The organism is Lacinutrix algicola (assembly GCF_001418085.1).
GTDB classification, from domain to species: Bacteria; Bacteroidota; Bacteroidia; order Flavobacteriales; family Flavobacteriaceae; genus Lacinutrix; species Lacinutrix algicola.
The window spans coordinates 53,975-79,431 of sequence record NZ_LIQH01000044.1; the positions used below are offsets into that span (position 1 = coordinate 53,975).

The following is a 25,457-nucleotide window of genomic DNA, read 5'->3' on the forward strand; positions in this document are numbered from 1 at the left end:
AATTGAATTAAGCTGATAATTTATATACCATATTAGGTGTTTTATAATCTAAAGATAAATGTAATCTTACTTCATTGTATAAATTAATCGCATTTTTTGCAGCTCTCTTAGCGTGACTCACGTTATCAAAGGTCTGGTCTAAATAAAATTCATCTTTTAAAATTCCATTTACACGTTCTGCCATTGCATTTTCGTAACAATGATTTTCTTCGGTCATACTAATATCTATCTTTTTTCTTTTGAGTATTTGTGTGTATACATTGCTACAATACTGTATTCCTCTGTCCGAATGATGAATAAGTTGTTTAATGCTTTTAGCTTGATAAATGGCCTTATTTAGCGCTCTCACACATCCTTTAAGTTCCAAGCTATCACTAATATCATAACCAACTATTTTCCTGGAATGCATATCTGTTATTAAAGCCAGGTAGCAAAAACCCTTTATGGTTCTAATGTATGTGATATCAGATACCCAAACTTGGTTAGCTCTAGTAACTTCTAAGTCTTTTATGATGTTATTATATTTATAAAAACGATGATAAGAGTTCGTAGTTCTAGCACTGGTTTTCCTTCTAAGTGTCAGCATTTGATTTTTTCTAAGCACATTAAATAAAGTATCTCTACCAACTTTAATATTGGCTTTATTAAAATCTGCATTTAATGATTTTACAAGTTTTCTCACGCCTTCTCTAGGAAGGGATTTGCGTCTTTTTCTAACGATATTAATAATCTGTAGTTCTAGGTTTAAACGCTTATCAGCTCTGTTTTTATGCTTGTAATAAGCATTACGTTTAAGTCCAAAACAATGGGTTATAGTTGTCAAAGTAGCAAATCCCTTAGATATCTTTTTGGCTTTACTTAAGGCTTTATACTTAGCTTTTTTTTTAGTTCATTAACTGATTTATAGCCAAGATCTTCAGCAGCTACTTCCAGATAACAATCCTGGACCATAGCATCGAGATCCTTTTTAAGTAGTAGTTTTTTAAGTTGTTCAACCTCTTTTTGAAGTGCTTTAATTCTAGATATTTCGTCTTTTGTTTCCACTTTTACTCTGGTGTTCATTAAGTCTTTACGATTATACTTTTTAATCCACACATTTACTGTTGTAGGTGCAATAGAGTAGAGTTTACAAAGTTCACTCTTTGTGTGTTTTCCGATTGTAAGTTCGGCTAAGATTTTTAATTTAAAAGGTTCACTGTAACGTCTAATTACTTTGTCATTTCTATACATAATGTTTAAAATTATGTAGCCTTATTTCAGGACGGGTCATTATAGTGTACAACGGTTTTGTGTATGAATAGTTGCGGTTTTGTATGCGAGGATTTTCCGAAGGAAAATCAGACGTAACAAAAATGCAACGACCTTTGGTTAAGCACTAATTTAGCAATTTTTTATACACGGTGTTGTAAAACGTTTTTTAATTTCGGTTTCCATTTTTTCAATTCCGCTAACATTTCATTTTTAGTATTTTCCAAATGTTTCTTATCAACGTTTAATTTATCTAACGAATCGTAATATTCAACAAAAAGTCCGTAAATATTTTCAAATCCGACGCTATCATAACAAAATTTATCCGATTCTGAGTAAAAGTCATAGCAAGAAAATGCATTACTTTTAATTTCAGAAACTCCTTTTATAATATCTTTTTTATCGTCCAGTATTTCGTCCATTATTCCGCTTGAATAGAGTAGTCCTGCTTCTCTTTTTGCTGGAATTTCAATATTCAATTCTTCTATTGTCCATTTTAGATATTTTCTCAATTCAGATATTTCGTCAGTTCTTTTCATTGCTGCTAAAATTCCAAGATATTTTGAATCATAACCATCTAAAAGTCCTGCAATTGCAAGTTCAGGATATTCCATTTCAGAGAGATATCCGCAAACGTATTTTCCTAAATATTGATTGAAGTTCATTGGTTTCGCAAATGTTTTACAACGGTTATGTATATGGTTTGTTGCGTGGTTAAGCAACTAATTTAGTAAATAAAAACTGACTAGAAAATCTGAAGGGATTTTCGTAAACAAGTAAAAACTAGCAATAAATTATATACTATGTTGTAACACGTTTAATATTCAGGGCAATAATTAATTGGAGAATTAAAGCCTTCCTCTATTCCAATTTTATCAGTATCATATTTAAAACAGCTTAAATATTCTCCTCCTTCAATTCCAACACTCCAATCTTTAAATAAACCATATGATGCTCCAATTCCTTCATAAAAATATTGATTATTGCTTAATTTATACCTTGTAATATATTTACTGCCAATTTCTATTGAATCAATTTCAGTAACCGTTTCATCATTTCCATTCCATCTATAATTTAAAATGTCTCCAAGATTAATATTAAAATCTGCATATAATTCTTCTGTATTTTGATTACGAAAGATGTTATAAACCAAATCAGAATCTTGTCGCATAGCACTAATATATTTTAAATCATTAAATGTTGATATAAATTGATTAGAGCCTCCAGAAAAAGGTTGATTAAAAATTGAGTCTAGTTGTTTATAGTACATTTTTTTATATTGTAATCCATTAATAAGAGTATCTCCTTCATAAAAGTATAATAAGTACCTTCTTGTGGTTTCAATAGTAGCTGTAGCTCCATTTAGCCATTCTGAACTGCCATTTTGATACCATTTATTTAATTCGGAAACCATTTCTATAGGTTCATCTACAATAATTTGATTAGTAGATTGGGTAGTATTATCACTACTACAATTCATTAGAGAAATAGTTAAAAATAATAGAATAATTTTTTTCATGATTTTAATTTATGTTTTGTGTTAAAATGTTTTACAACGTTTATGTATATGGAAAGTTGCGTGCTTGTGTGCGAGGATTTTCCGAAGGAAAATCAGAAGCTAGCAAACAAAGCAACTGACATTGGTTTAGGATAAAACTAGCAATTTTTTATATACGGTGTTGCCATTTCGTTGTTTTTTTTCTTAAAATTTTTGGACAGTTGTCAAATTTTTTTTGCGTTTCGCTAATAAGTCCGCCGCAACAGTTGCGTATTGCTTTGGTCAGTCAGATGTTTTTTGAGTTTTTGTTCCGCAACTTGCTCAAATCCGATTTCAAAAGAAACTTCCGATTGTAATGATAGAACAAATAGCTAATAATAAAACGCTAATTATTATTAAGGAATTCTTTTGATTTTTTATTAAATAATTTATTCCGATGACTAAAAATACAATTTGTGCAATAAGAAATGGTATTGTCAACATTTCTCTAAAAACTCCAATTAATACAAAATCTATTTTATAAAAGTTAATCAGCCCAATCAGTATAAAGTAAGATACAATTGCAAAATTCACAATTATCAAGTTTCTATTTGTTATTAATTTGTTCATTTTTTTCGAGTTTGAGTGCGTTCCGCAATGAATGGCAACGTTTTTGTATAAGCTTAGTTGCGTCGTTTAAGCAGTGAATTTACTAAATAAAGCACGAACGGCGAAATTCCGAAGGAATTTCCCAAGTGAGCTATAAATAGCAATTAAGTTTATACTGTGTTGGCATTTCGTTGTTTTTATTCAGCTTAATTCGTTTTTTTATTTTTCGTGGATTTGAGTAAATTCGGATATTTATTTATTCCGCAAACTTTTTCAATTCCGATTGAGTTTGTAATTCCGAAACTTGCTAAATTCAGAATACTGTTCGATTTTTTATTCGTTTTGTTCTTCGATATTTTCTGTTTTACTATATTTAGTATGTTCTATTTTCTTTTTTTCCAAAATAGCATAAAATTTTCGTGGCGAGATTTTCAAGTCTCTTGTTATTTCGCTCACTTTTTTCTTTCCTTTTTTATAAAGTCTTAAATTCTCGGTTACTTTTTTATTAAAATAAAAGTCTTTTAATTTTTCAAGAACTTGTAATTCAGTCAAATTTGATTCACTTGCGTATTCTTCAATCTCTGATTTGACTTTCGATAAATTATTTGTCATTTGTTCTTTTTTAGGTTTCACGTCAATGAATGCCAACGTTGTTGTATATGATTTGTTGCGTGTTTCAAGCAACTAATTTAGTAAATAATTACCGACCAAGAAAGTCCGCGAGGACTTTCGTAAGTAGGCGAGAAGCCAGCAATAAATTATATACGGTGTTGTGGTTAGTTTTTTCTTTCCACTTTCAAATATTTCATTTCCTTTTTACATTTTGTTTGAAAATCAGATTCAAGTTTTAAATAATATTTATTTTTAATAACTTTTGATTCTAATGTTGTCCAACCTTCAATTCCAATTACATATTGTTTCTTTGTTTTTAAATCCGTTAATGCAATTTCCTCTTCTCCATAATAATTTGAATATGAAATAGCTGTTTCTCCTTGAGAAGTTAAAGGTTTTCCCATAGTTGAAAAAGTGTGTCCATTTTTCAAATCAATCGATAGAAATCCCCAACCTTCAAATTCAGAAATCTCAATTAGTGCATTTCCACAATAAGTTCCTTTAAATTCGTAATTAGAATATCCTTTCTCCTCTAATAAATATTTACACGCTTTTAATTCAGGTTTTTTTATTCCAATTCCAATATTTGGGTTTGCTGAAAATGTATAACAAGAATCTTTAAGTTTAAAAATTCTTGGATATTTTTTAGATAGTTCAAATTCTGACTTTGGCTTAAAATCAATAAATTTTTCTGAAATTCTAACAATTTTTTCATATTCCGATTTGTCAATAAGTTCCGAATTTCCTTCGAGGATATTCGACAAGTTTCGTATTTCAAAATCACAATCTTGACTCCAAGAAATTTGGACAATAGTAAATAAAAATATTAAAATTAGCTTTATTTTCATTGGTCTGTTAAATGTCTTGTCCTGAAATATGGCTACAGGTTAAAATTGAATTAAGCTGATAATTTATATACCATATTAGGTGTTTTATAATCTAAAGATAAATGTAATCTTACTTCATTGTATAAATTAATTGCATTTTTTGCAGCTCTCTTAGCGTGACTCACGTTATCAAAGGTTTGGTCTAAATAAAATTCATCTTTTAAAATTCCATTTACACGTTCAGCCATTGCATTTTCGTAACAATGATTTTCTTCTGTCATACTAATATCTATCTTTTTTCTTTTGAGTATTTGTGTGTATACATTGCTACAATATTGTATTCCTCTGTCCGAATGATGAATAAGTTGTTTAAAGCTTTTAGCTTGATAAATGGCTTTATTTAGGGCTCTCACACATCCTTTAAGTTCCAAGCTATCACTAATATCATAACCAACTATTTTCCTTGAATGCATATCTGTTATTAAAGCGAGGTAACAAAAGCCCTTTATGGTTCTAATGTATGTGATATCAGATACCCAAACTTGGTTAGCTCTAGTAACTTCTAAGTCTTTTATGATGTTATTATATTTGTAAAAACGATGATAAGAGTTCGTAGTTCTAGCACTGGTTTTCCTTCTAAGTGTCAGCATTTGATGTTTTCTAAGCACATTAAATAAAGTATCTCTACCAACTTTAATATTGGCTTTATTAAAATCTGCATTTAATGATTTTACAAGTTTTCTCACGCCTTCTCTAGGAAGGGATTTGCGTCTTTTTCTAACGATATTAATAATCTGTAGTTCTAGGTTTAAACGCTTATCAGCTCTGTTTTTATGCTTGTAATAAGCATTGCGTTTAAGTCCAAAACAATGGGTTATAGTTGTCAAAGAAGCAAATCCCTTAGATTTCTTTTTTGCTTTAATTAAGGCTTTATACTTAGCTTTTTTTTTAGTTCATTAACTGATTTATATCCAAGATCTTCAGCAGCTACTTCCAGATAACAATCCTGTACCATAGCATCGAGATCCTTTTTAAGTAGTAGTTTTTTAAGTTGTTCAACCTCTTTTTGAAGTGCTTTAATTCTAGATATTTCGTCTTTTGTTTCCACTTTTACTCTGGTGTTCATTAAGTCTTTACGATTGTACTTTTTAATCCACACATTAACTGTTGTAGGTGCAATAGAGTAGAGTTTACAAAGTTCACTCTTTGTGTGTTTCCCAATTGTAAGTTCGGCTAAAATTTTTAATTTAAAAGGTTCACTGTAACGTCTAATTACTTTGTCATTTCTATACATAATGTTTAAAATTATGTAGCCTTATTTCAGGACGGGTCAAGCTTACACACAACGTTTATGTATATGGAAAGTTGCGTGTTTGTGCGCGAGGATTTTCCGAAGGAAAATCAGACGTAACAAACGTGCAACGACCTTTAAGTTTAGCCAAAACCAGCAATTTTTTATATACTGTGTTGGCAACAGTTTTTATTCTTAATCTCCTTTTCCTACAGGAACTATAACAAAAGCCCATTCAGCATCATCAGGAACTTTATATTCGTCTAAAAATTTTCCTCCAAGACCACTAACTTGAGATTGTTTATCCTCAATTTCAAGTCCATAAGTTTCTCCAAACATAAATTTCACACCATTTTCTAATTTAAGTGTATCAATGTCTTTTAAGTTAAAAACTCGGAACTCATTCGGTTTTATTTTTAGGTTTTCAATAATTCCGATTTCGTCAGAAGTTTCATTGTAAATAAACACTTTGTATAGTTTTCCAGTTTTATTGTATTCGGCAGGAATTATAGAAACTTCATTTCCTTTTTCGGTGAAAACGTTTCCATTCGAATCAGTCCATTTTTCCTCTTTTTCAGATTCAGTTTTTTGTTCCGATTCCGCAGACTTTTCATTCATATTTTCTGATGTTTTCTTTTCAGTTTCTTTTTGTCCGCAAGCAGATAATGTCAAAAAAATTATAAAAATTTGAATGTATTTCGTCATTTCTTAAATTGTTGCCAACGCTTGAGCTATTGTTAGTGCGGGAATAGAAAGTCAGCGGACTTTCGGTTTAGCACTTAGGCAAAGCATTTTGTTTGTTTTTATTTTTTTCAGTCCAAAGACAAATCAAAATGATTTGACGGACTTAGTAAAAATACACAAAACTTTTAGATATACACAAATGCCCGCATTAATTATAGGTATTGTTACAAACAGTGTTTTGTATCTCATCCAGCGAATTTCCTTTCGGTTGCGTTAGCATCTTTTTCAAGGGAATTATATTCTGCAAATTTCCATTCGCGTTTTGTTCTGTCAATTCTTTCTTTTTCAAATTCCACAAACAGTTTTTTTTTCGGTAAAAGACCTATTCACGTTTTGTTCGGTCAAATTGAGAAATCGTATTATTATTCCTTATTCCTTATTCCTTATTTCAAATTCAAAGAATAGTTCAGGATTTCAGAGAATACTTAGGTTCTGTTCTGTCAAAGTCAATTACTCAAAATTATAAAAGAATAGAGGTGGAGAGAAGTCAGATAATATTTTCTGTTTTATTTTGACAAAATGAAGTTTGAGTTTTGTGTTAAAAGACAATTTTAAAACCTAATTCCTTCATTGTTTGTAACGTGTTTGTGTATGATTTCGTTGCGTGTTTGAGCAACTAAATTAACAAAAGAAAACTTACCAGAGGAAATTCCGAAGGAATTTCCAAGCAGGCTAGAACTAGCAATGAATTATACACGTTGTTGTGCATAGTTATTCTATTTCAATGGTTTTTATATTCAGTTCAAATGATTTTACAATTCCATCATCTTCGATTAGTTTTATTTCAATGTTTTCCCAATTTAAGTGCTTGGTTATTTCTATTTCCTTTCCATTCTTGTTGATGACAATAGTTACTGGAAAAGTTTCTCTTTTACTTTTGAAATAATCCATTAATTTTTTTGAATTTTCAAACACAGAACCCAGAGGAGAAATAATTTTTTTATTTATTTCATTTCCATTGAGTTCAACAATAACAAATGATTTTTCCGAATCCTCTTTTTCAAAATTGTACAGGTGTTCTATAGTAGGAAGCTTTATTTTTTCAACTTTAGAAGATTCCGATTCTATTTTTCCAACATATTTTATTATGTATATTCCGCAAGCTTGTCCAAAAGAATATTGAATTGTAAGACTTAAAATTAACAGTATAAATATTCTTTTCATTCGTATTCTTTAATGTCTTGTCCTGAAATATGGCTACAGGTTAAAATTGAATTAAGCTGATAATTTATATACCATATTAGGTGTTTTATAATCTAAAGATAAATGTAATCTTACTTCATTGTATAAATTAATCGCATTTTTTGCAGCTCTCTTAGCGTGACTCACGTTATCAAAGGTCTGGTCTAAATAAAATTCATCTTTTAAAATTCCATTTACACGTTCTGCCATTGCATTTTCGTAACAATGATTTTCTTCGGTCATACTAATATCTATCTTTTTTCTTTTGAGTATTTGTGTGTATACATTGCTACAATACTGTATTCCTCTGTCCGAATGATGAATAAGTTGTTTAATGCTTTTAGCTTGATAAATGGCCTTATTTAGCGCTCTCACACATCCTTTAAGTTCCAAGCTATCACTAATATCATAACCAACTATTTTCCTGGAATGCATATCTGTTATTAAAGCCAGGTAGCAAAACCCTTTATGGTTCTAATGTATGTGATATCAGATACCCAAACTTGGTTAGCTCTAGTAACTTCTAAGTCTTTTATGATGTTATTATATTTATAAAAACGATGATAAGAGTTCGTAGTTCTAGCACTGGTTTTCCTTCTAAGTGTCAGCATTTGATTTTTTCTAAGCACATTAAATAAAGTATCTCTACCAACTTTAATATTGGCTTTATTAAAATCTGCATTTAATGATTTTACAAGTTTTCTCACGCCTTCTCTAGGAAGGGATTTGCGTCTTTTTCTAACGATATTAATAATCTGTAGTTCTAGGTTTAAACGCTTATCAGCTCTGTTTTTATGCTTGTAATAAGCATTACGTTTAAGTCCAAAACAATGGGTTATAGTTGTCAAAGTAGCAAATCCCTTAGATATCTTTTTGGCTTTACTTAAGGCTTTATACTTAGCTTTTTTTTTAGTTCATTAACTGATTTATAGCCAAGATCTTCAGCAGCTACTTCCAGATAACAATCCTGGACCATAGCATCGAGATCCTTTTTAAGTAGTAGTTTTTTAAGTTGTTCAACCTCTTTTTGAAGTGCTTTAATTCTAGATATTTCGTCTTTTGTTTCCACTTTTACTCTGGTGTTCATTAAGTCTTTACGATTATACTTTTTAATCCACACATTTACTGTTGTAGGTGCAATAGAGTAGAGTTTACAAAGTTCACTCTTTGTGTGTTTTCCGATTGTAAGTTCGGCTAAGATTTTTAATTTAAAAGGTTCACTGTAACGTCTAATTACTTTGTCATTTCTATACATAATGTTTAAAATTATGTAGCCTTATTTCAGGACGGGTCATAATTATGCACAACGTTGTTGTATATGGTTTGTTGCGTGGTTTAAGCAACTAATTTAGTAAATAATTACCGACCAAGAAAGTCCGCGAGGACTTTCGTAAGTAGGCGAGAAGCCAGCAATAAATTATATACGGTGTTGGCAGTAGTTTTTTATTCATAAGTCGGGTCGAATAACAATCCTTTATTTTGTTTTGCTTCTGCCTCGATTTCTTTTGTTGTTAATTCAGATAATTCTTCAAGCCTTTTACCAACAACAAAGTATGGTTTCTTCTTTTCGAATTGAGTTAATTCGAGTCTTACTACTTCTATTTTATCTATTAATTCCTTTATTTTTAAATCAGAATCTGTAAGTTTTTTTTGAATTTCTTCTCTATTAGTTGTTTGTGTCAAGTCTGTCAAATTTAAATTTTCACTTAACTCAATTAGCTCGTTTTTTAATTCAGTGTTTGAAAAGTTATTCTTTGAAATATAATTGGTTATATGCTTGAGTTTAGCTTCAATTTTTTTAAGATAAGACCTTTCTACTTTTAAAGGTTCTAATTTTCTTAAGTTGTCATAGAAATGTATGTTTCTAGATTCTAATATATTAAAGAAGAAATGCTCTTGAATAACGGATTTAGTTAATGAGGGAATCCAATCTTTATATATTGCTTCGTAAACTAAAAGCCATTCTTTATTATTTAAATTTTCAGTAGTTGCTAACTCTATAATTGAAGAAAAGTCAAAGGATTTAATTCTATTATTCTGTTTATATAAATCTAATCCTATAATACTTGCTGTAGCACTTTTGCTATTAAAAATCATTTCAAAAATTCCCTTTGTCGGCTGTATTTTAAATTCATTTAATAACCAAAGTGACCAAGTTAGTTCGTAATCGTGTTGGTTTTCATAATTCCGTTTGATTATCTCAAAACAGAATTCTTTTAGTCGTTTCTTTGAAACTAAAGTTTTATAAGTAACTAACAATTTTGCAATCTTATTTAAAGAACTTGTTTCTATTAAACCAAGTCTGAATAATAGAGATTCAAAATAATCCCAATTATCTTCTTCAATTCGGACGAAATTAAACTTGTTTAGTGCTAATTTTAGAACACTATCTTTTGGATTTTCTTGTGCATATCTAAATGCAATTGCAAAGTAATTCCATATATCATCTTTTTGGCCATTTTCAGAAGGTCTAAAATAGAATGATTTTATAGCAAGTGCCCAAGGTTTTTCTAATTCATCTTGAGTTCTAGAAATTTCCGTTTTTTCATCATTTATTTTTAATTCAAAATCATTTAGTATTTTCTTCAATTCTGAAAGACCAATTTGTGCATCTAACTCTGAATTAAAATAGAGGGCATAATCATCGTAATATCGATAGCCTAGAAAATCTATTTTTTTTGACTTTAATTTTTTTTCTAGATGTTTGTCTAAATGACAAGCAATTATTTCTGCAATAATGAATGAAGTATCAGGACCAATAGGAATTCCCATTGTTTGCTGATTTTGACACCACATTAATCTATTATCAATATCATCTCCATAAATGTTACGAACTTTAAGTACGTCACTATCATTTAAAGTGCGATTTTTTTTATATTTATCTTTGCCTCCAAATGTTACCCAAGGAACTGAATGTGTATAAATAGAAGGATAAAATTTTGCAATATCTGTTTTTAGTTGAACAGCATATTTAAAAGAATTAATAATTCCTGATTCTTTAAAGTAACTGAAATCATTATGTTTTACTGAACGTTTTCCTTGTTCTTGTTCAGTTTCTAATTCAGGTTTTGTTGTTGAGAATTTTGAATCTTTAAATAGTTTTTCTATTTCTGGATAATTATCAATAATTGATTGAGATAGTTTTCCTTGGTGAATTGGATTTGGAATTTTTATTCCTTTTCTAGCAATTCCACTTTTTGGTATATTGTATTGACTGCAATCAGAAAAATTTAATCTATTTCTGAAAATTTGTTTTAAACGAACTCTTTCTTCTGCTTTTTCAGGGTCAGTTAATCCTGCCATTACATTTACTGTTTGTAATAATGTCGATAAAAAACTAGCTTGTGTTGAGTCAACTAAAGCTGATATTTGCGTGTAATCATTTCCAAATAATTCTGTAAAAAATGATGGTGGAAGTTCTTTTGGGAAAAATCCTTTATTCAATAAATGTTCAATGTTCATTGTTTTCTTAAATTACTGCCAACGTTTGTATGTAAGATTAGTTGCGTGTTTTAAGTAGTGAATTTAGTAAATAAAACACTAACCAAGAAAGTCTGAAAAGACTTTCGTAAGTTGGCTAAAACCAGCAATTAATTTTACACGGTGTTAGCTGTAGTTATCTTTTTTCCTTCCTTTATTAAATGAATATATCATTCCAATAAATAGTAAAATTAAAGGAATAAGTATAACTATAATTTCAAGAGTTCCAGTTCCATTTATTCTGGAAACTCCTATTATTTCTCTAAATCCAGCGATTGCAATTAAATATCCTGCAATACTTATTAGTTCCTCTACAGTATTAAACCCATTAGGTGTTTTAATAAATCCATAGAGTAATAAAGAAGTTAAAAATAAGAAAATAATGGAACTAATAACAATTGTTGCTTTCTCTGTAGTTGAACGTGTTAAAATGATATTTCGTTTATTCCCTTTTTCAAATGTTAGTAATCTTCCTGGAATCCTTTTTTGAACTTTTAAATTAAATTCAGAATATTTATTATTAATAAAAAGAGAAATATTGTGTCTTATTTGAAAATCATCAAAAGGAAACCCATTTATCGTTGGTGCAACAGGTATTGTAAAAGTATTTGATTCAAATCCTGAATTCATATATCCATAATCTTGTTTGTTTACATTATCCTTAAACGTAGATTTGAAAATTATTCCGCTTGGATTGTAGTAATAACTATCTGAATATATTGCTACTAAATTTATAGAATCACTCTCACTTTTTTTAAATATAGAACTGTGATTATAAGTTACAGCTAATGTTGCCTCAACCGAATTTTCCTCAACTAAATATTTTTTAATGATTAAAGTTATATTTGGCTTTTCATTATAAATTTTTGATGAAATGTCTTTTGTTTGAATTAATCTACCATATAAATCATCATTTATAATATTGACAAACGCGATTATTGAGACGAAAACAATAATTGTTCCTATAAATATCTTTAAAGCTGTTTTTATTTTGTTCAATTTATTTAAGTTCAGATTGGTTTTTAATTACAGCTAACGGTTACGTATAAGGATAGTGCGTTTTTGCTTGCTGGGATTTTCCGTAGGAAAATCAGAAGCTGGCAAAAGAAGCACTTACATTGTTTAAGGACTAAATTAAGCATTATTTTTATACAATGTTGCCGTACGTTACAGGAATTATTTTATCGGCTTAAGAGTTACGTAAAGCTTGGTAAATCGGATTAGTAAAGATTGCGTAATTATAAATTAGAATTCATTTTATTTTATCGGCTCAACAGTTACGCAAAGCTTGGTAAATCGGTTTAACAAAGATTGCGTGGGAGTGAGGTCAGTCGTACACAAAGATTGCGCAATTAATGGATCGGAAACCGTTATTTATTTTTATTAACTTTTGAGTGAATTACCGTTTTTTGAGCCGAGTGAGCAATGGACGGCAACGTTGTTGTATATGGTTTGTTGCGTGTTTCAAGCAACTAATTTAGTAAATAATTACCGACCAAGAAAGTCCGCGAGGACTTTCGTAAGTAGGCGAGAAGCCAGCAATAAATTATATACGGTGTTGTAGCCAGTTATTTTCTGAATTGTTTTTCTTTCTCCTTTTTAATTTCTTCAATTAAATAAACAAATGCGGTTTGGACAATTTCCTCAGTTGTGAGAATATTTTTATTATTTTGTTTCCAAACAATAGATTTATTATATTCTAAATCAAAATTATATTTGGTTTCTCGAACTGTCTTTGGTTCTTGACCTGGATAAAAAACACCACTATTGTCAATTCTAATATAACCTTTCCAATTTCTTATGGTAAATACAGAATCTCTGGTTGAATTTGAATAGGCATTTCTCCAATAAAAACTCACAGAATATCCATTTGCATGGATTATTGTAGAATCTCTATTATTACTTTCGTAGGTAAACTGAATTTGAGTATTGTTTTTATATAATTCAGTTTTTTCTTTAAGTAACTGATTTAATCTTTGTGTTTCTTTCCGAAACAGTTCAACACCTTCAGTAGATTCAAGAATAAAATTTATTTCATTATTCAATTTCTCTTCACTTGTAATTGAATTAGCAATATCTATAATTGGGTCATATTCTTTTTTTGAAAAATCTGGAATTTCTCCTAATTCAGGTTTTTCAATAATTGGTTTATCATATATGATTTTTGATAATTCATATACCTTATTAAGATATAAACTATCATCACTCATTTCATGATATAATTTTGATTTTAAAAATTTGGGTGAAGATGTGTTCGAATTTCCTTCACGCAATACAGGAATGAATTTAACTTTAGAAATTGGTGATTCAAAAATTTCCTGAGTTATCATTGATGTCTCATATCCAACACCGCTTTTTCTTTCTTCTGCCTTTATTTTATAGTTAGGAGTTAATATTATTAATACTTTATCTGCTTTAATAATAGAACTTTCCATAAAGTGAGTTAAGTCCTTTCCTGCGCTTAATTCAAATTGGTCAAGAATGACTTCAATTCCAAATTTTTCCATTAAATTTTTCGCAAAATTTAAAACCCATTCTTGATGTTCTTGAGAATCCCAAGAGTATGAAATAAATACAATTTTTCTTTTATTGCTCATTTTTTTTAATTGGCTACAACGTTGTTGTATAAGCTTTGTTGCGTTGTTTAAGCAGTGAATTTAGTAAATAAAGTACGAACGGCGAAATTCCGGAGGAATTTCCCAAGTGAGCCAAAACCAGCAATAAAGTTTATACGGTGTTGTGCGCCGTTATTTTTTAGTTCCTTCTAACATTTTTTGTAATTCAGAATTTGTATTACTATTTATAATATCATTTAATTTTCCGCTTTTGAATTCATATTTTTTGATTAATGTTGGTTCATTATATTCGTTGAATTTTCCGTCTTTATTTTTATCAACTCCGAATATAATAATCAAATCTTTACTTTTGTTTATAAAATTATAACCATAAACATCCATTCCTTCAATTCCGACTTTTTTCAGTTTATTTTGTTTAAAAGAGTAGATATATAATGATTTAAAATCTTCTAAATTTATTACTCCATCTTTGTTCGTGTCTTTTTCGGAAGCCTTAATTAATAAAAAGATTTCATTGTCAAAATACTCAGTATTTATTTCGTTAAAATTCACTCTTTTTTCAAATATTTTTTTATTATTTTCAATATTTGGATCATACACAATTACATTATTATAAGCTCCATAATATCTACCTGAATACCTTTTGTCTGATGGTTCAATTTCAGATGAAGTAAATGCATTTAAAAGTCCTGTTATGTCTTCTTTTTCATTCAAAGTTTTATGAGATACAGGAACAATATAAACAGATTTTAAAGTATCAATAAGAATTGGTATTTCGTATGAAATTACTTGTTCTCTTTTGTTATCTTTTTGTAATTTCTCAATTTTATCATCTGATAATATTCCAGTTTCAATATCTTCTGGACTGTATCTGCGATATTCCATAATTGTAATTGAAATAAATGCTATCAAAGCAACTATTAAAAATATTACTCCAACTGTTCCTAAAATGGCTAATAATTTTTGATTGTATTTCTCAATTTTCATTTATAGTTATGATTTTTTTTAATGGCGCACAACGTCTAGTATAAGAAACGTAGGGCATTAAATAAGCACTTTCGTTTCGGTTTATTACTTAGCTAAATATAAATATTTTGCTTTTATTTTTTCTTCTATAAACGCCAAATTTTATATTTAGCGAACTTAGTTAATATTCACAGACCTTTCGGTTGAGCACAAACGCCCTATGTTTTTTATACATTGTTAGGTGTCTGGCTTTTCTTTCCGCAAACTTGCTAGCGTTGGCGTGAAAGCTCTTTTAAATTTGTGAGGCACGAGCAAACTTTAAATGTGCTTGAACTTGCGTTGGCTTAATTCATAATCTCTAATATTCTAATATATTTATCTAAATCTCCTATTTTGACAGTGTCTCCAACAGATTTTCCTTTTAAAGCAACTCCTAGTGGCGTTTTAATATTTATTTTCTGAATTCCATTTGATTTTTCTGCTTTTGAAATAGTTTGTTCTACTAAATGAATTTTTAAATCTTTATCAATATTCAAATATTTCACTCTTACTTTACTATTAATATCAATGGTTTTTTTAAATAATTCTGTTTGAACATCTTCTTTATTACTAACAGCTTCAATAGTTCCTTTTAAGTCCTTTTGAAGGCTTGGAGATATTTTAGATAGTTCGTTTTCTATTACCGTTATATTGTCTGTAAAAGCTAAACCTGTTTTTGATTTATCTTCAAAAATTGAAGGATTACTATTTTCAATACTTTTGATAAAATCAACTAATTTTCTTGTTTCTTTTTGTGGATTTCGCCACCAATTTGTACTCCAAATTCTATGAAATACAAAACCGTGTCCTTCAAGTATTTTTTGTCTGTGCAAATCGTGTAGATATGCTTCTTGGCTTGAATGATATGTAGCACCATCACATTCAATTGCAATTTTAGGTAATCCAATATGTTTTGTGTCATAAACCATATCAATTCTAAAGCCTGCAAATTGCAGTTGAGGAATGATATTGTTTTCATCAAAATGCTCCGTTAAAGCTTCATATACTTCTTCTTCAAATGGAGATTCAAGGTCTTCATTTAGATTGTCAATGGTTGTGCTTTTAGTTGAGTTTTCTGCAAGTGTATTTAATACAGAAATTCTTGCTTCATTATCTTCTTCACTAACGGCTTTTGAATATGCTAAATAAGCATACAAAGCACCTTTTCTATTATTTGAGCCTTCATTTATTAAATGCTCTTTATAGTTTAAAAAGACATCTTCAGGAATTGAAGAACAAACATATACTTTGTATTTTGCTCGTGTAACAATAACATTTAGAAGCTTGTATCCTTTTTGATGATTTATAGAACCAAAGCGTTGAGCAAATTTCCCTTCTTTATTTATACCATAAGTAGTTGAAAGAATTATTACATCTCTTTCATCTCCTTGTATGTTTTCTAAATTTTTAACAAAAAATCCATTTTCTTCGAGTTCAATTATTTTGTCATTAAAATCGCTGTATTTTTCAAATTTTCTTCGTTCATTAATTTTTCCAAGAATTAGATTACGTTGATTAATATTGAAAGTAGCAACACCAACTGTTGGGTATTCTCCATTTGGTAATCTTGAAATATTTTTATCGATAATTGATAAAATTGTTTCTGCCTCTGAATCATTTGAAGTATCTGAATATGTTCCATTTACTGGAATATATTTAATCGGAATATATTCAAAACTATTAGGGAGTGGTTTTAAACGCTGATTATAAAAAGCATAGTTAGAATAATCGATAAGGTAAGGGTGCCTTGAACGATAATGAAAATCTAAGTGTTTTTTCTCAAAGCCTAATTCAGATGCAAAATCAAGAAGTGATTCGCAATCTGAAAGCGAATTACTTATGTCATTTTTAATTTTATCTAACTCGTCTTCAAATTCATCTTCATCATCAATTGCACCATCAAATATTTTACTAAAATAATTTGAAGGTGGCATTTGGTGTTCGTCACCTGCTATAATAATCTGCTTTCCTTTTAAAAGTGCAGGTAAATTATCTTCTAATTTTAACTGACTAGCTTCATCAAACATAACAATATCAAAATATTGATTTTGATTTTTAAAAAGATTACTTGCTACATCTGGAGTTGTAAGAATTATAGGGAAAAAGGTAGTAAATAAATCAATATCTAACTTAACAATTTCACGTAAGGACAATCTTTTGTGTCGTTTCCCTGCTCTCTTGTTATATAAATTTTCAACTGCTAAATTTGGATGTTTATTGTTAAAATCTCTTGTAGCATCTATTTGTTTTGAATACCAATATTCATTAATGTATTTAATTTGTTCACTTTCAAGTTCAGATAAAGATTTACTTAATTCTATATGGTCATTATCATTTGTCGGTAAACTTATGTTTGCAGAATTTACAAGCATAGAGTTCAGGTAGAAAATCATAAAGGTTTTTCTCCAATTTGTTTTATCTTTTAATTGGTCAATGATTAGTTTATGCTCTGTAGATAAAGAATTATAAAATTGAAACCACTTAAACTCAATAGAGAAAAGGTCGTTTTCATTTGAGAAAAAATGTTCTTTAGAATCAATTAGAGCCTGAATTTGAGAACTTAATCTATTTTGAGAATCTCCGTTCAGTCCATTTACTGTCCAATTTTGCTCTTTGATTTTAGATTTTAATTCACCAAATTTTATTCTTATTGATTGTAATAGTTCAGTATCAAATTCCTTTTCAGTTGATTTAAGTAAGTTTAGTGATTTGTACTCATTTTCGATTTTAGATTGAAATTCATTATTAATTCGCTCAATTATTAACTTATGGTTCTTAAGTATATCTTGATTTTCTTTAATAGAATTAATGAAGTCAATATTTTCAAAATCCTTGTTGTTTTTTGTTGTTAAAGAATAGTTTTCAAAAAGAGAGCTTATTGTTTGTTGGTCAATAATTGTAGTTTTCTTTTCTTTTGAAAAAAGTGAAAGTGTTTTGAATAAAAATCCATTTGCTTTTTCCTCATCTAAAAAGTCATTGTTTTCTTTGTGTTTTTTTAAAATATTTTGGATGGAAGTTTCAATGTCATTAATTGAAGTTTTTTGCAAGTGTAATTGCTCATTTCTTATTTGATAATATTCTATTTCATAATTTGAAATGTTACCTATTAATGTTTTGAGTTCTTTTTTATAGATTGAAAAATCTTCTTCAATTTGTTGTTCTATTATAAATGGATTATCTCCAACTAATTTTATTGAGTTTATAAAAGAAAGGCTTATGTGAGGTTTAAATTCGTCATATAAATTTTGACCTTTTCTAATTATTTCAAGTAACTTATTGAGTTCAGATGATTCATAATTGAATGTTTCTTTATCTAAATCAAGATTGTATTCTTCTGAATTGTTTTTTAATTCTGATAATAAAGAACCAACAATGTGAGTCCAATTTTTATTGCCGACTAAGTTTTTACCTAATTTTTTATGTTGTTTATTTATTGAATCAATTAAACTTTTTGATTTGTTAATTATGTTATCTAAGGTTTCTTTGGAATGAGTATATCTATATCTTCTATATGACGAGTTATCAACCCTATCTCTAACAGAATCAACTGCTAATCTTCTGTCTTTAACTATGTCTTTTAATAAAACACATTGATAATTAAGCCCTTTTTCATTTAGTGCATTGTAAAGTACTTCAAGAGCAGTTCGCTTTTCACAAACCACAATTGTCTTTTTTTGATTTTCTAAAGCGTTAACTAAAATTGCTGTAAGCGATTGACTTTTTCCTGTTCCTGGCGGACCTTGTATTAAAATATTTCTAGACGCTTTTAATGAATGTAAAATACCTTGTTGCGAAGGGTCAGTTTCAACTGATGAAATAGGTTGAAACGTATGTTCTTCCATATCTTCAAGGTCAATGGTTGCACCTTTTAATTCAAGTAAATTACTGTAATCGTGAATTATATTTTGTTTTTGAACCTCAAAAATTGAAAAAAGGCCACCAAAATCTATGAAAGAGTTGTTAGATGTTAACGGTAGTTTTTCATAATGTTTCTTTTCAGGAATTGATTTTATGTCATTAAGTTTTTTTTCAAAAGTTTCACGAAGATTATCTGGAATTGAAGTGTTTATGGATTCAATAATATTTACGCAAATGTCCAACAGTTCGTTTTTGTCAATTAAACCATCATCTAAAAAGTCAGTTGAAATTTGATTAATTTCAATTTTCGAATCATTTTGTAAATGATTAATAAGAACTTCATTGATGTAAATTGGGTCGTCTTCTGTTCTTAAAATTTCCCAAGTATTAAATTCTTTTGTTCTTTTTATTCTTAATGACCAAATCAGTATAGGAGCAACCGTTAATTTATTGTCTGATTGGTCACGTCTTACAAGAATTGGAAAACCAAATCCAAAAGTGTTTATTCCTTTTTCAGATTCAATTGCATCAGTTTGATTAATTAAATTTTCAAAAGATTTTGTGATTTTCACCAATTGCGTTTGGTCTTCCTCAAAAAGTGAATTTAAATCAGGAACATTATCTTTCCAACTTATTTTGAATTTAAGCGGTAATTCTGTTAATAATGAATTAATAAAATCTTTAGGTAGGTTTTCGTCAATATGAGTTAATCTAGTTAAGTCAAATTTATATCTTGAACGAGCAGGAATTGCATTTAAGTGAACACCTCTTCGGCTACCAACTTTAAGTCGGTTTTGTAATTCAATCAGTAGCTTTTCGGTTATCTCCATATTTTTTTGTTGTCTTTCAGTCGTTTAAAATACGGACATTTTTTTTATTTGATTTACTGTTTTCCTTATTCTGTTCGAGCGTTGGCAAAAAACAGCTCTTTTATTTTTTTTGCGTTGGCTTATGTGTCGGCAAAAAAATAAATGTGCTGTTTGTGCGGCTGGCTTTTCTGCTTGCACCTAACGTTTATGTATAAGAATAGTTGCGGGTTTGTATGCGAGGATTTTCCGCAGGAAAATCAGACGTTACAAACACGCAACGACCTTTGATTAAGCACTAAACCGCAATTATTTTTATACGGTGTTGGCACCAGTTTTTATTTCCTTAATATATATTGTTCTTTTTCAGTCAAAGATAAAGTCAGTTCTAAATATTCTTTTCGTTGGTCGAAATTCATTTTGTATTCCGAGTTCTTTAAATAATGTTCAGACATATTTTCTCCAATAAATTCTATTCTCAAAATCCCTTTTTCACTATTCCATTTATAATTCTCATTTTCTCCCGAAGCTAAAGTCAAAGTTGCAGAATTAGCGTCATTAAATACTATTCTAGGACAAACATTGCAATTCATTTCTAATCCATTCATAATTTGCACATAAATTCCCCAATCTCCAATAAGTTTGTTTTCCGATTTTTGAGTTTCAGAATTCAACACATTTTCAGTTTTCTTTTCGTTCGTATCAAACTTGTTAGTTTTGTCGGTTTTACAAGAACTTAATGTGATTATAGTTATAAAGATTAATATCCGTTTCATCGTTTTTTCAAATTGGTGCCAACGTTGTTGTGTATGATTAGTTGCGTGTTTTAAGCACTAAAGTTAATAAATAAAGCACAGATAGAAAGTCCGCGAGGACTTTCGTAAATTGGCTAAAACCAGCAATTAATTATACACGGTGTTGGGTGTAGTATTTGTTTATTTATCAAATTCTTTATATTCACAAGTTATTCCATCTAACGAATCAATAAAAGTTTTAAAACTTGGTGAATTTTTATAAATTATAGACGGATTTGCTTTAGTAAAAAGGTCAACACCATCAGTTGTCTTTCCATAAGATCCTTTATGCTTTTTAATGACAGAAGAACCTCTTAATCCATCTGTTATTTCAGGTTTTTTTTCTGTTTCAGTTATTACCGACCAATCTGCTAAAATCCAATTTTCAAGCATTTTATCTGCAACATTAATTCGTATATCATCATTTTTGTGACCTTTTTCAGTTAGTTCTTGTCTCAATTCTTTAATGATTTCTGTACAATTTTCCTCTCTGTCTTCTCTATCAATTACTATTATAATTGGATAATACTTATTGTTCAATAAACGAATTAGACTGCTGATTTTATTAGCGATAGCCTTAATTGTTACATATTTTCCGTTTAAATCTGTTCTTCTTACTGGTTTTCCTGGACATATTTTACCTAAAATAAGTTTTTCTGTAAAACCATCTACTATAAATGCTGGGTTGCTCATAAATTATAATGAATCTGAAAAATAAAAGTGACCTAAACCAAAACCAGAACTTGAGATTTCCTCCTTCACTAATTCTATATTTTCAATTCGTTTAGCATTAGTTTTTCCATTTTCTAAATCTACCAAAACAATTTCATTTGGTTCTGAATGATTTAGTAGAGATTCACTATGAGTAGTCATCAATACAAATGAATGTTCTTTCTTATTCGCAATATGGCTTCTCATAATATTTGCTATTTCTGCCTGCATCCAAGGATGTAAAAAGTTTTCAGGTTCTTCAATAGAAAAGATTGTTTTTGATGTTAATATTGCTGTAATCAAAGCCAACCATTTTATCGTTCCGTCCGACATTGCAGAAAGAGGTAAAACCGCGTTATATTCACCAGTTTCAATAAAAATTTTAACAATTAATTTATTGTCAAATGGGTCGTTTTCAACATCTAAACTTGTAATTGTTCTATTTGCTAATTTTAGATATGAAACAATTTTTTTTAAAGTTTCTGGTTCATATTTTTTCTCTTGTCTATCCAAGTAAAAAAAGAAATCGGGTAAATCCCCTTTTTTACTTTTGCTTTTCTTCATAGCATAAAGAGTTGTTGCTAAACCAGATCCATCTTTTTTTATTCCTGGAGGTGTTGCTGCATCTTCAATTTCTTTAACTTTACTTGGAACTACATTAAAAGTTTCGCCACCAATTAAATCTGAATGAATGCTAAAAACTACTTCGTCCATTATTGGGAAAAGGCATCCAATTAGGTTTCTAAAAGAAGGATTAAAATTTTTAATTAATTCAATAATATTTTCTTCCATCGTTTTTTTTCCTTCATCAGGGTCATAAAAACGTGGTTTAATTTTTCTCTTATTTATCTTTTCAATTTCAATTGATGAGGAACCATTTTCAGACGTATCTACATTTAAAATAAGATCCCATTTATTAGGTGAATAACTCTTTTCGTTTGGACTTGCCCAATATTTTGTTCCAGAACGATATCTAATGTTTTGTTTTGAATAGTAGATATTGTCTTTTTCGAATGAGGTCGTTATTGTGGCACTATATTCATAAGTTATAGCTTTGCTTTTTGAAATATTTTTTGAACCATATATTTTGAATTTAATATTTGGCTCATATTCATTAGCACCTATTTTTTTATAAATAGAACCAGCACCACCTATAGAACTCACAGCATTACCTACTTGGTTAGTTGTTAATTTTGATAAGAATTCAAAAAAGAGAACTATATTAGTTTTTCCTGAACCATTAGGTCCAACGAGGATATTTAGTCCTGTATTCAAATCGAGGCTGAAATCTGAGAGAGATTTAAATCCGTCTACTTCTATTTTTGTTATCATTTTATTTGTATTATACTAATGTATATTTGGTATTCTTATATTACACCCAACGTGTTCGTGTATGATATCGTTGCGTGTTTCAGCAACTAATTTAGCAAAAGGAAACGAACCAGAAGAAAATCCGAAGGATTTTACAAGTAATCATTGCCTAGCAATGAATTATACACGTTGTTACCCACAGTTTTTATTCTTTTTTTCTTTCAAATAATGACTTTCCTCGTACTTTAAAATCGGATTCGCTTAATACTCTACCTAATTTTATTATCTCAATTATCGAGTCGTTTTTATCATACTTATATTCTGTCATAAACTCAACAAATTCGTTTGGGTTTGTTCCTTGATTAAAAGAACTGTCGATTTCTCTAAAAAGAGTTCCGTTTTCATTGTACTCGAATTTAGTTTTCATTCTGTGATTTCCACTAAAAACCCAATTCTCAATTATCGGTTGATTTGTGGAATCGTATTTAAATTCAGAGGTTTTAGGTTTGGCATTTCGTTCCGCAACAATTCTTTTTTTAATAATTCCGTTTTCAAATTCTTGTGTTATGGTTCTGAAGTTTGTTTTGGTTTCTATTAGATTTTTTTCGGAATCGTATTTGAATGATTTTATAGTGTCAACTTTTTCACGTTTCTCAATAATATACTCTAATAAACCATCTTTATTGTAAACATAATTTTGTGTATCAATTTTTGAAACTCCTTTGCCTTTCCGTTTATAAATAGATTTAGTTTTTTCAATTCGATTTTCATTGAAATAATGAAATGTCCAATTATTACTATTTATTAGGCGATTTTTAGAGTCGAAAGCATTAAATGATTTTCTATTAAAGTATGTTGAATCGGATTTGTTTGTTCTTTTTTCAGTTGTCCAAATTCGGTAACTTTCTTTTGCACTAAATTCAGCAATCAGTTTAGATTCTTCTAAATTCCCGCAAGAAGTTAAAATCAGAGTTAAAAATGTTATGGTTAGCAGTTTTTTCAAATTGTGGGTAACGTGATTGTATATGGTTTGTTGCGTGTTTAAGCAACTAAGTTAATAAATAGAAACTGGATAGAAAATCCGCGAGGATTTTCGTAAGCAAACACGGAACAAGCAATAAATTATATACGGTGTTGCCACCAGTTACTTATATTTTAAAATTAATAACATCTTTATGTTCAGTTCTCATATAGTCATTTCCAACATATTCAAATTTAACTAAGTTAACTTTAAAAAAAGCTGTTTTGGGTATTTTAGCCTTACTAAAGCGAAAATAAATAAGACCATCTTGTTCAATTACTTTAATGTCACTTATTCCATCAAAATTAATATTGTCAGAGCTTAATTTTAAGCCAACTGACCATTTGTTTTTTGGAATATCTTGAAATGTGAAATAATAAAATTCTTCGTCAGACATTAATTTTGGCGTGTCTGTGAACCCAATCATAAACCAAAATGGTTTAACAAATTGAGATTTATTGAATTTTTCAAGAGTTAGAGGTTCTTTAAGTAGTTGCCATTTACTATCTTCAGGATAATGTGTAATTATTGACAATTCAGGTTTAATGTTAAAATAAAACTCAGAGGTTTCTTTTTCTTTAGAAGTTCCCCAAGTTGTGTCAATTAGAATCCATTCATCGTTTAATTTAATAGCATTCCAAGCGTGTCTATAACTATCATCAGTTTCTAATTCAACATAATGATTTCTTAAATCTCGAATATGTCCAGATACTACAACAGTTTCTATATCGACCCATTCCAAAAACCACTTGTATAGATTCGCATAACCAGCGCAAACTCCTGTTCTATTATTGTAAACAACTGATTCATCTTGGCTTTTCCAAAAATCTTCATTACTTATTTCTCCATTTATAGTTTTCAAAAATGTCTCTTCGTCATATTGAATATTCGAGCCAATCCAATAGTAGAAAAATTTCGCTAATTCTTCTTTATCCTTAATGTTTTCCTCCGCAAAAGTGGTCAAGTCCCACATATCAAGATTCAATTCATTAGTTTTTTCAATTAACGCTTTTATAGATTCGTTTTGAGAAAAGACTGAACTAATGAAAAAGAGACTAAGAAATGTTATAAAGACTGTTCTTTTCATAATGTCTTGTCCTGAAATATGGCTACAGGTTAAAATTGAATTAAGCTGATAATTTATATACCATATTAGGTGTTTTATAATCTAAAGATAAATGTAATCTTACTTCATTGTATAAATTAATCGCATTTTTTGCAGCTCTCTTAGCGTGACTCACGTTATCAAAGGTCTGGTCTAAATAAAATTCATCTTTTAAAATTCCATTTACACGTTCTGCCATTGCATTTTCGTAACAATGATTTTCTTCGGTCATACTAATATCTATCTTTTTTCTTTTGAGTATTTGTGTGTATACATTGCTACAATACTGTATTCCTCTGTCCGAATGATGAATAAGTTGTTTAATGCTTTTAGCTTGATAAATGGCCTTATTTAGCGCTCTCACACATCCTTTAAGTTCCAAGCTATCACTAATATCATAACCAACTATTTTCCTGGAATGCATATCTGTTATTAAAGCCAGGTAGCAAAAACCCTTTATGGTTCTAATGTATGTGATATCAGATACCCAAACTTGGTTAGCTCTAGTAACTTCTAAGTCTTTTATGATGTTATTATATTTATAAAAACGATGATAAGAGTTCGTAGTTCTAGCACTGGTTTTCCTTCTAAGTGTCAGCATTTGATTTTTTCTAAGCACATTAAATAAAGTATCTCTACCAACTTTAATATTGGCTTTATTAAAATCTGCATTTAATGATTTTACAAGTTTTCTCACGCCTTCTCTAGGAAGGGATTTGCGTCTTTTTCTAACGATATTAATAATCTGTAGTTCTAGGTTTAAACGCTTATCAGCTCTGTTTTTATGCTTGTAATAAGCA

General features: G+C 29.2%; 24 protein-coding genes. All 24 read right to left on the reverse strand.

Annotation, left to right across the window (positions count from 1 at the left end):
- Window positions 1–7: 7 nt before the first annotated feature.
- Window positions 8–823, reverse strand: a complete 816-nt coding sequence (locus ASC41_RS16085; protein ID WP_160318803.1) for an IS3 family transposase — start codon at window positions 821–823, stop codon at window positions 8–10.
- A gap of 35 nt (window positions 824–858) precedes the next feature.
- Complete coding sequence (locus ASC41_RS16090; RefSeq protein WP_055434618.1) at window positions 859–1,230, reverse strand: transposase; 372 nt, start codon at window positions 1,228–1,230, stop codon at window positions 859–861.
- Between the two features lie 161 nt (window positions 1,231–1,391).
- A complete protein-coding gene (locus ASC41_RS16095; RefSeq protein ID WP_152971506.1) occupies window positions 1,392–1,913 on the reverse strand; it encodes a hypothetical protein in 522 nt (173 codons plus the stop codon).
- A 152-nt stretch (window positions 1,914–2,065) separates the two neighbouring features.
- Window positions 2,066–2,767: a hypothetical protein gene (locus tag ASC41_RS16100; RefSeq protein WP_055437677.1), complete on the reverse strand. Its 702-nt coding sequence runs from the start codon at window positions 2,765–2,767 to the stop codon at window positions 2,066–2,068.
- A 900-nt stretch (window positions 2,768–3,667) separates the two neighbouring features.
- Window positions 3,668–3,982, reverse strand: a complete 315-nt coding sequence (locus tag ASC41_RS16105) for a hypothetical protein (protein ID WP_241489690.1) — start codon at window positions 3,980–3,982, stop codon at window positions 3,668–3,670.
- 128 nt (window positions 3,983–4,110) lie between these two features.
- The gene (locus tag ASC41_RS16110; protein WP_055437678.1) at window positions 4,111–4,794 is read right to left on the reverse strand and encodes a hypothetical protein; all 684 of its coding nucleotides are present in this window, start codon (window positions 4,792–4,794) and stop codon (window positions 4,111–4,113) included.
- 50 nt (window positions 4,795–4,844) lie between these two features.
- Window positions 4,845–5,660: an IS3 family transposase gene (locus ASC41_RS16115; RefSeq protein WP_241489691.1), complete on the reverse strand. Its 816-nt coding sequence runs from the start codon at window positions 5,658–5,660 to the stop codon at window positions 4,845–4,847.
- A 35-nt stretch (window positions 5,661–5,695) separates the two neighbouring features.
- Window positions 5,696–6,067, reverse strand: a complete 372-nt coding sequence (locus tag ASC41_RS16120; protein WP_055434618.1) for a transposase — start codon at window positions 6,065–6,067, stop codon at window positions 5,696–5,698.
- Window positions 6,068–6,259: 192 nt separating this feature from the next.
- The gene (locus ASC41_RS16125; RefSeq protein WP_055437680.1) at window positions 6,260–6,769 is read right to left on the reverse strand and encodes a hypothetical protein; all 510 of its coding nucleotides are present in this window, start codon (window positions 6,767–6,769) and stop codon (window positions 6,260–6,262) included.
- A 750-nt stretch (window positions 6,770–7,519) separates the two neighbouring features.
- Window positions 7,520–7,972: a hypothetical protein gene (locus ASC41_RS16130; RefSeq protein WP_055437681.1), complete on the reverse strand. Its 453-nt coding sequence runs from the start codon at window positions 7,970–7,972 to the stop codon at window positions 7,520–7,522.
- 51 nt (window positions 7,973–8,023) lie between these two features.
- Window positions 8,024–8,425 carry an integrase core domain-containing protein gene (locus ASC41_RS16880; RefSeq protein ID WP_055437682.1) on the reverse strand — a complete coding sequence of 134 codons (402 nt, stop codon included), beginning with the start codon at window positions 8,423–8,425 and terminating at the stop codon, window positions 8,024–8,026.
- Between the two features lie 8 nt (window positions 8,426–8,433).
- Window positions 8,434–8,838, reverse strand: coding sequence for a hypothetical protein (locus tag ASC41_RS16885; RefSeq protein WP_055437683.1), 405 nt, complete (start codon window positions 8,836–8,838; stop codon window positions 8,434–8,436).
- A 35-nt stretch (window positions 8,839–8,873) separates the two neighbouring features.
- Window positions 8,874–9,245 (reverse strand): transposase, encoded by a 372-nt coding sequence (locus ASC41_RS16145; protein WP_055434618.1) that lies wholly within the window; start codon window positions 9,243–9,245, stop codon window positions 8,874–8,876.
- Window positions 9,246–9,433: 188 nt separating this feature from the next.
- The gene (locus ASC41_RS16150; protein ID WP_055437684.1) at window positions 9,434–11,452 is read right to left on the reverse strand and encodes an RNA-directed DNA polymerase; all 2,019 of its coding nucleotides are present in this window, start codon (window positions 11,450–11,452) and stop codon (window positions 9,434–9,436) included.
- Window positions 11,453–11,596: 144 nt separating this feature from the next.
- Window positions 11,597–12,469 (reverse strand): hypothetical protein, encoded by an 873-nt coding sequence (locus ASC41_RS16155; RefSeq protein ID WP_055437685.1) that lies wholly within the window; start codon window positions 12,467–12,469, stop codon window positions 11,597–11,599.
- 569 nt (window positions 12,470–13,038) lie between these two features.
- Window positions 13,039–14,067, reverse strand: coding sequence for a toll/interleukin-1 receptor domain-containing protein (locus ASC41_RS16160; RefSeq protein WP_055437686.1), 1,029 nt, complete (start codon window positions 14,065–14,067; stop codon window positions 13,039–13,041).
- A gap of 150 nt (window positions 14,068–14,217) precedes the next feature.
- Window positions 14,218–15,033, reverse strand: coding sequence for a hypothetical protein (locus ASC41_RS16165; RefSeq protein ID WP_055437687.1), 816 nt, complete (start codon window positions 15,031–15,033; stop codon window positions 14,218–14,220).
- A 323-nt stretch (window positions 15,034–15,356) separates the two neighbouring features.
- Window positions 15,357–19,739 (reverse strand): AAA domain-containing protein, encoded by a 4,383-nt coding sequence (locus ASC41_RS16170; protein WP_055437688.1) that lies wholly within the window; start codon window positions 19,737–19,739, stop codon window positions 15,357–15,359.
- A gap of 314 nt (window positions 19,740–20,053) precedes the next feature.
- On the reverse strand, window positions 20,054–20,491 hold the full coding sequence (locus ASC41_RS16175) for a hypothetical protein (RefSeq protein ID WP_055437689.1): 438 nt from the start codon (window positions 20,489–20,491) through the stop codon (window positions 20,054–20,056).
- A gap of 159 nt (window positions 20,492–20,650) precedes the next feature.
- Complete coding sequence (locus tag ASC41_RS16180; protein ID WP_055437690.1) at window positions 20,651–21,202, reverse strand: DUF4276 family protein; 552 nt, start codon at window positions 21,200–21,202, stop codon at window positions 20,651–20,653.
- Between the two features lie 3 nt (window positions 21,203–21,205).
- Complete coding sequence (locus tag ASC41_RS16185) at window positions 21,206–22,552, reverse strand: AAA family ATPase (RefSeq protein WP_055437691.1); 1,347 nt, start codon at window positions 22,550–22,552, stop codon at window positions 21,206–21,208.
- A gap of 184 nt (window positions 22,553–22,736) precedes the next feature.
- Entirely contained in the window at window positions 22,737–23,534 is a 798-nt protein-coding gene (locus ASC41_RS16190; RefSeq protein WP_055437692.1) for a hypothetical protein, read from the reverse strand.
- 145 nt (window positions 23,535–23,679) lie between these two features.
- A complete protein-coding gene (locus tag ASC41_RS16195) occupies window positions 23,680–24,639 on the reverse strand; it encodes a transglutaminase domain-containing protein (protein ID WP_055437693.1) in 960 nt (319 codons plus the stop codon).
- 40 nt (window positions 24,640–24,679) lie between these two features.
- Window positions 24,680–25,457, reverse strand: a 778-nt coding sequence (locus ASC41_RS16200) for an IS3 family transposase (protein ID WP_055437694.1), incomplete at its 5' end; no start/stop codon positions are given.

What these genes read in the sequence shown, in the direction of transcription:
- ASC41_RS16175 (WP_055437689.1), bottom strand. Translation starts at nt 20,491, where the DNA reads ATGAAACGGATATTAATCTTTATAACTATAATCACATTAAGTTCTTGT.
- ASC41_RS16120 (WP_055434618.1), bottom strand. Translation starts at nt 6,067, where the DNA reads ATGTATAGAAATGACAAAGTAATTAGACGTTACAGTGAACCTTTTAAA.
- ASC41_RS16880 (WP_055437682.1), bottom strand. Translation starts at nt 8,425, where the DNA reads ATGCATTCCAGGAAAATAGTTGGTTATGATATTAGTGATAGCTTGGAA.
- ASC41_RS16125 (WP_055437680.1), bottom strand. Translation starts at nt 6,769, where the DNA reads ATGACGAAATACATTCAAATTTTTATAATTTTTTTGACATTATCTGCT.
- ASC41_RS16145 (WP_055434618.1), bottom strand. Translation starts at nt 9,245, where the DNA reads ATGTATAGAAATGACAAAGTAATTAGACGTTACAGTGAACCTTTTAAA.
- ASC41_RS16165 (WP_055437687.1), bottom strand. Translation starts at nt 15,033, where the DNA reads ATGAAAATTGAGAAATACAATCAAAAATTATTAGCCATTTTAGGAACA.
- ASC41_RS16170 (WP_055437688.1), bottom strand. Translation starts at nt 19,739, where the DNA reads ATGGAGATAACCGAAAAGCTACTGATTGAATTACAAAACCGACTTAAA.
- ASC41_RS16130 (WP_055437681.1), bottom strand. Translation starts at nt 7,972, where the DNA reads ATGAAAAGAATATTTATACTGTTAATTTTAAGTCTTACAATTCAATAT.
- ASC41_RS16095 (WP_152971506.1), bottom strand. Translation starts at nt 1,913, where the DNA reads ATGAACTTCAATCAATATTTAGGAAAATACGTTTGCGGATATCTCTCT.
- ASC41_RS16180 (WP_055437690.1), bottom strand. Translation starts at nt 21,202, where the DNA reads ATGAGCAACCCAGCATTTATAGTAGATGGTTTTACAGAAAAACTTATT.
- ASC41_RS16090 (WP_055434618.1), bottom strand. Translation starts at nt 1,230, where the DNA reads ATGTATAGAAATGACAAAGTAATTAGACGTTACAGTGAACCTTTTAAA.
- ASC41_RS16160 (WP_055437686.1), bottom strand. Translation starts at nt 14,067, where the DNA reads ATGAGCAATAAAAGAAAAATTGTATTTATTTCATACTCTTGGGATTCT.
- ASC41_RS16100 (WP_055437677.1), bottom strand. Translation starts at nt 2,767, where the DNA reads ATGAAAAAAATTATTCTATTATTTTTAACTATTTCTCTAATGAATTGT.
- ASC41_RS16150 (WP_055437684.1), bottom strand. Translation starts at nt 11,452, where the DNA reads ATGAACATTGAACATTTATTGAATAAAGGATTTTTCCCAAAAGAACTT.
- ASC41_RS16185 (WP_055437691.1), bottom strand. Translation starts at nt 22,552, where the DNA reads ATGATAACAAAAATAGAAGTAGACGGATTTAAATCTCTCTCAGATTTC.
- ASC41_RS16110 (WP_055437678.1), bottom strand. Translation starts at nt 4,794, where the DNA reads ATGAAAATAAAGCTAATTTTAATATTTTTATTTACTATTGTCCAAATT.
- ASC41_RS16195 (WP_055437693.1), bottom strand. Translation starts at nt 24,639, where the DNA reads ATGAAAAGAACAGTCTTTATAACATTTCTTAGTCTCTTTTTCATTAGT.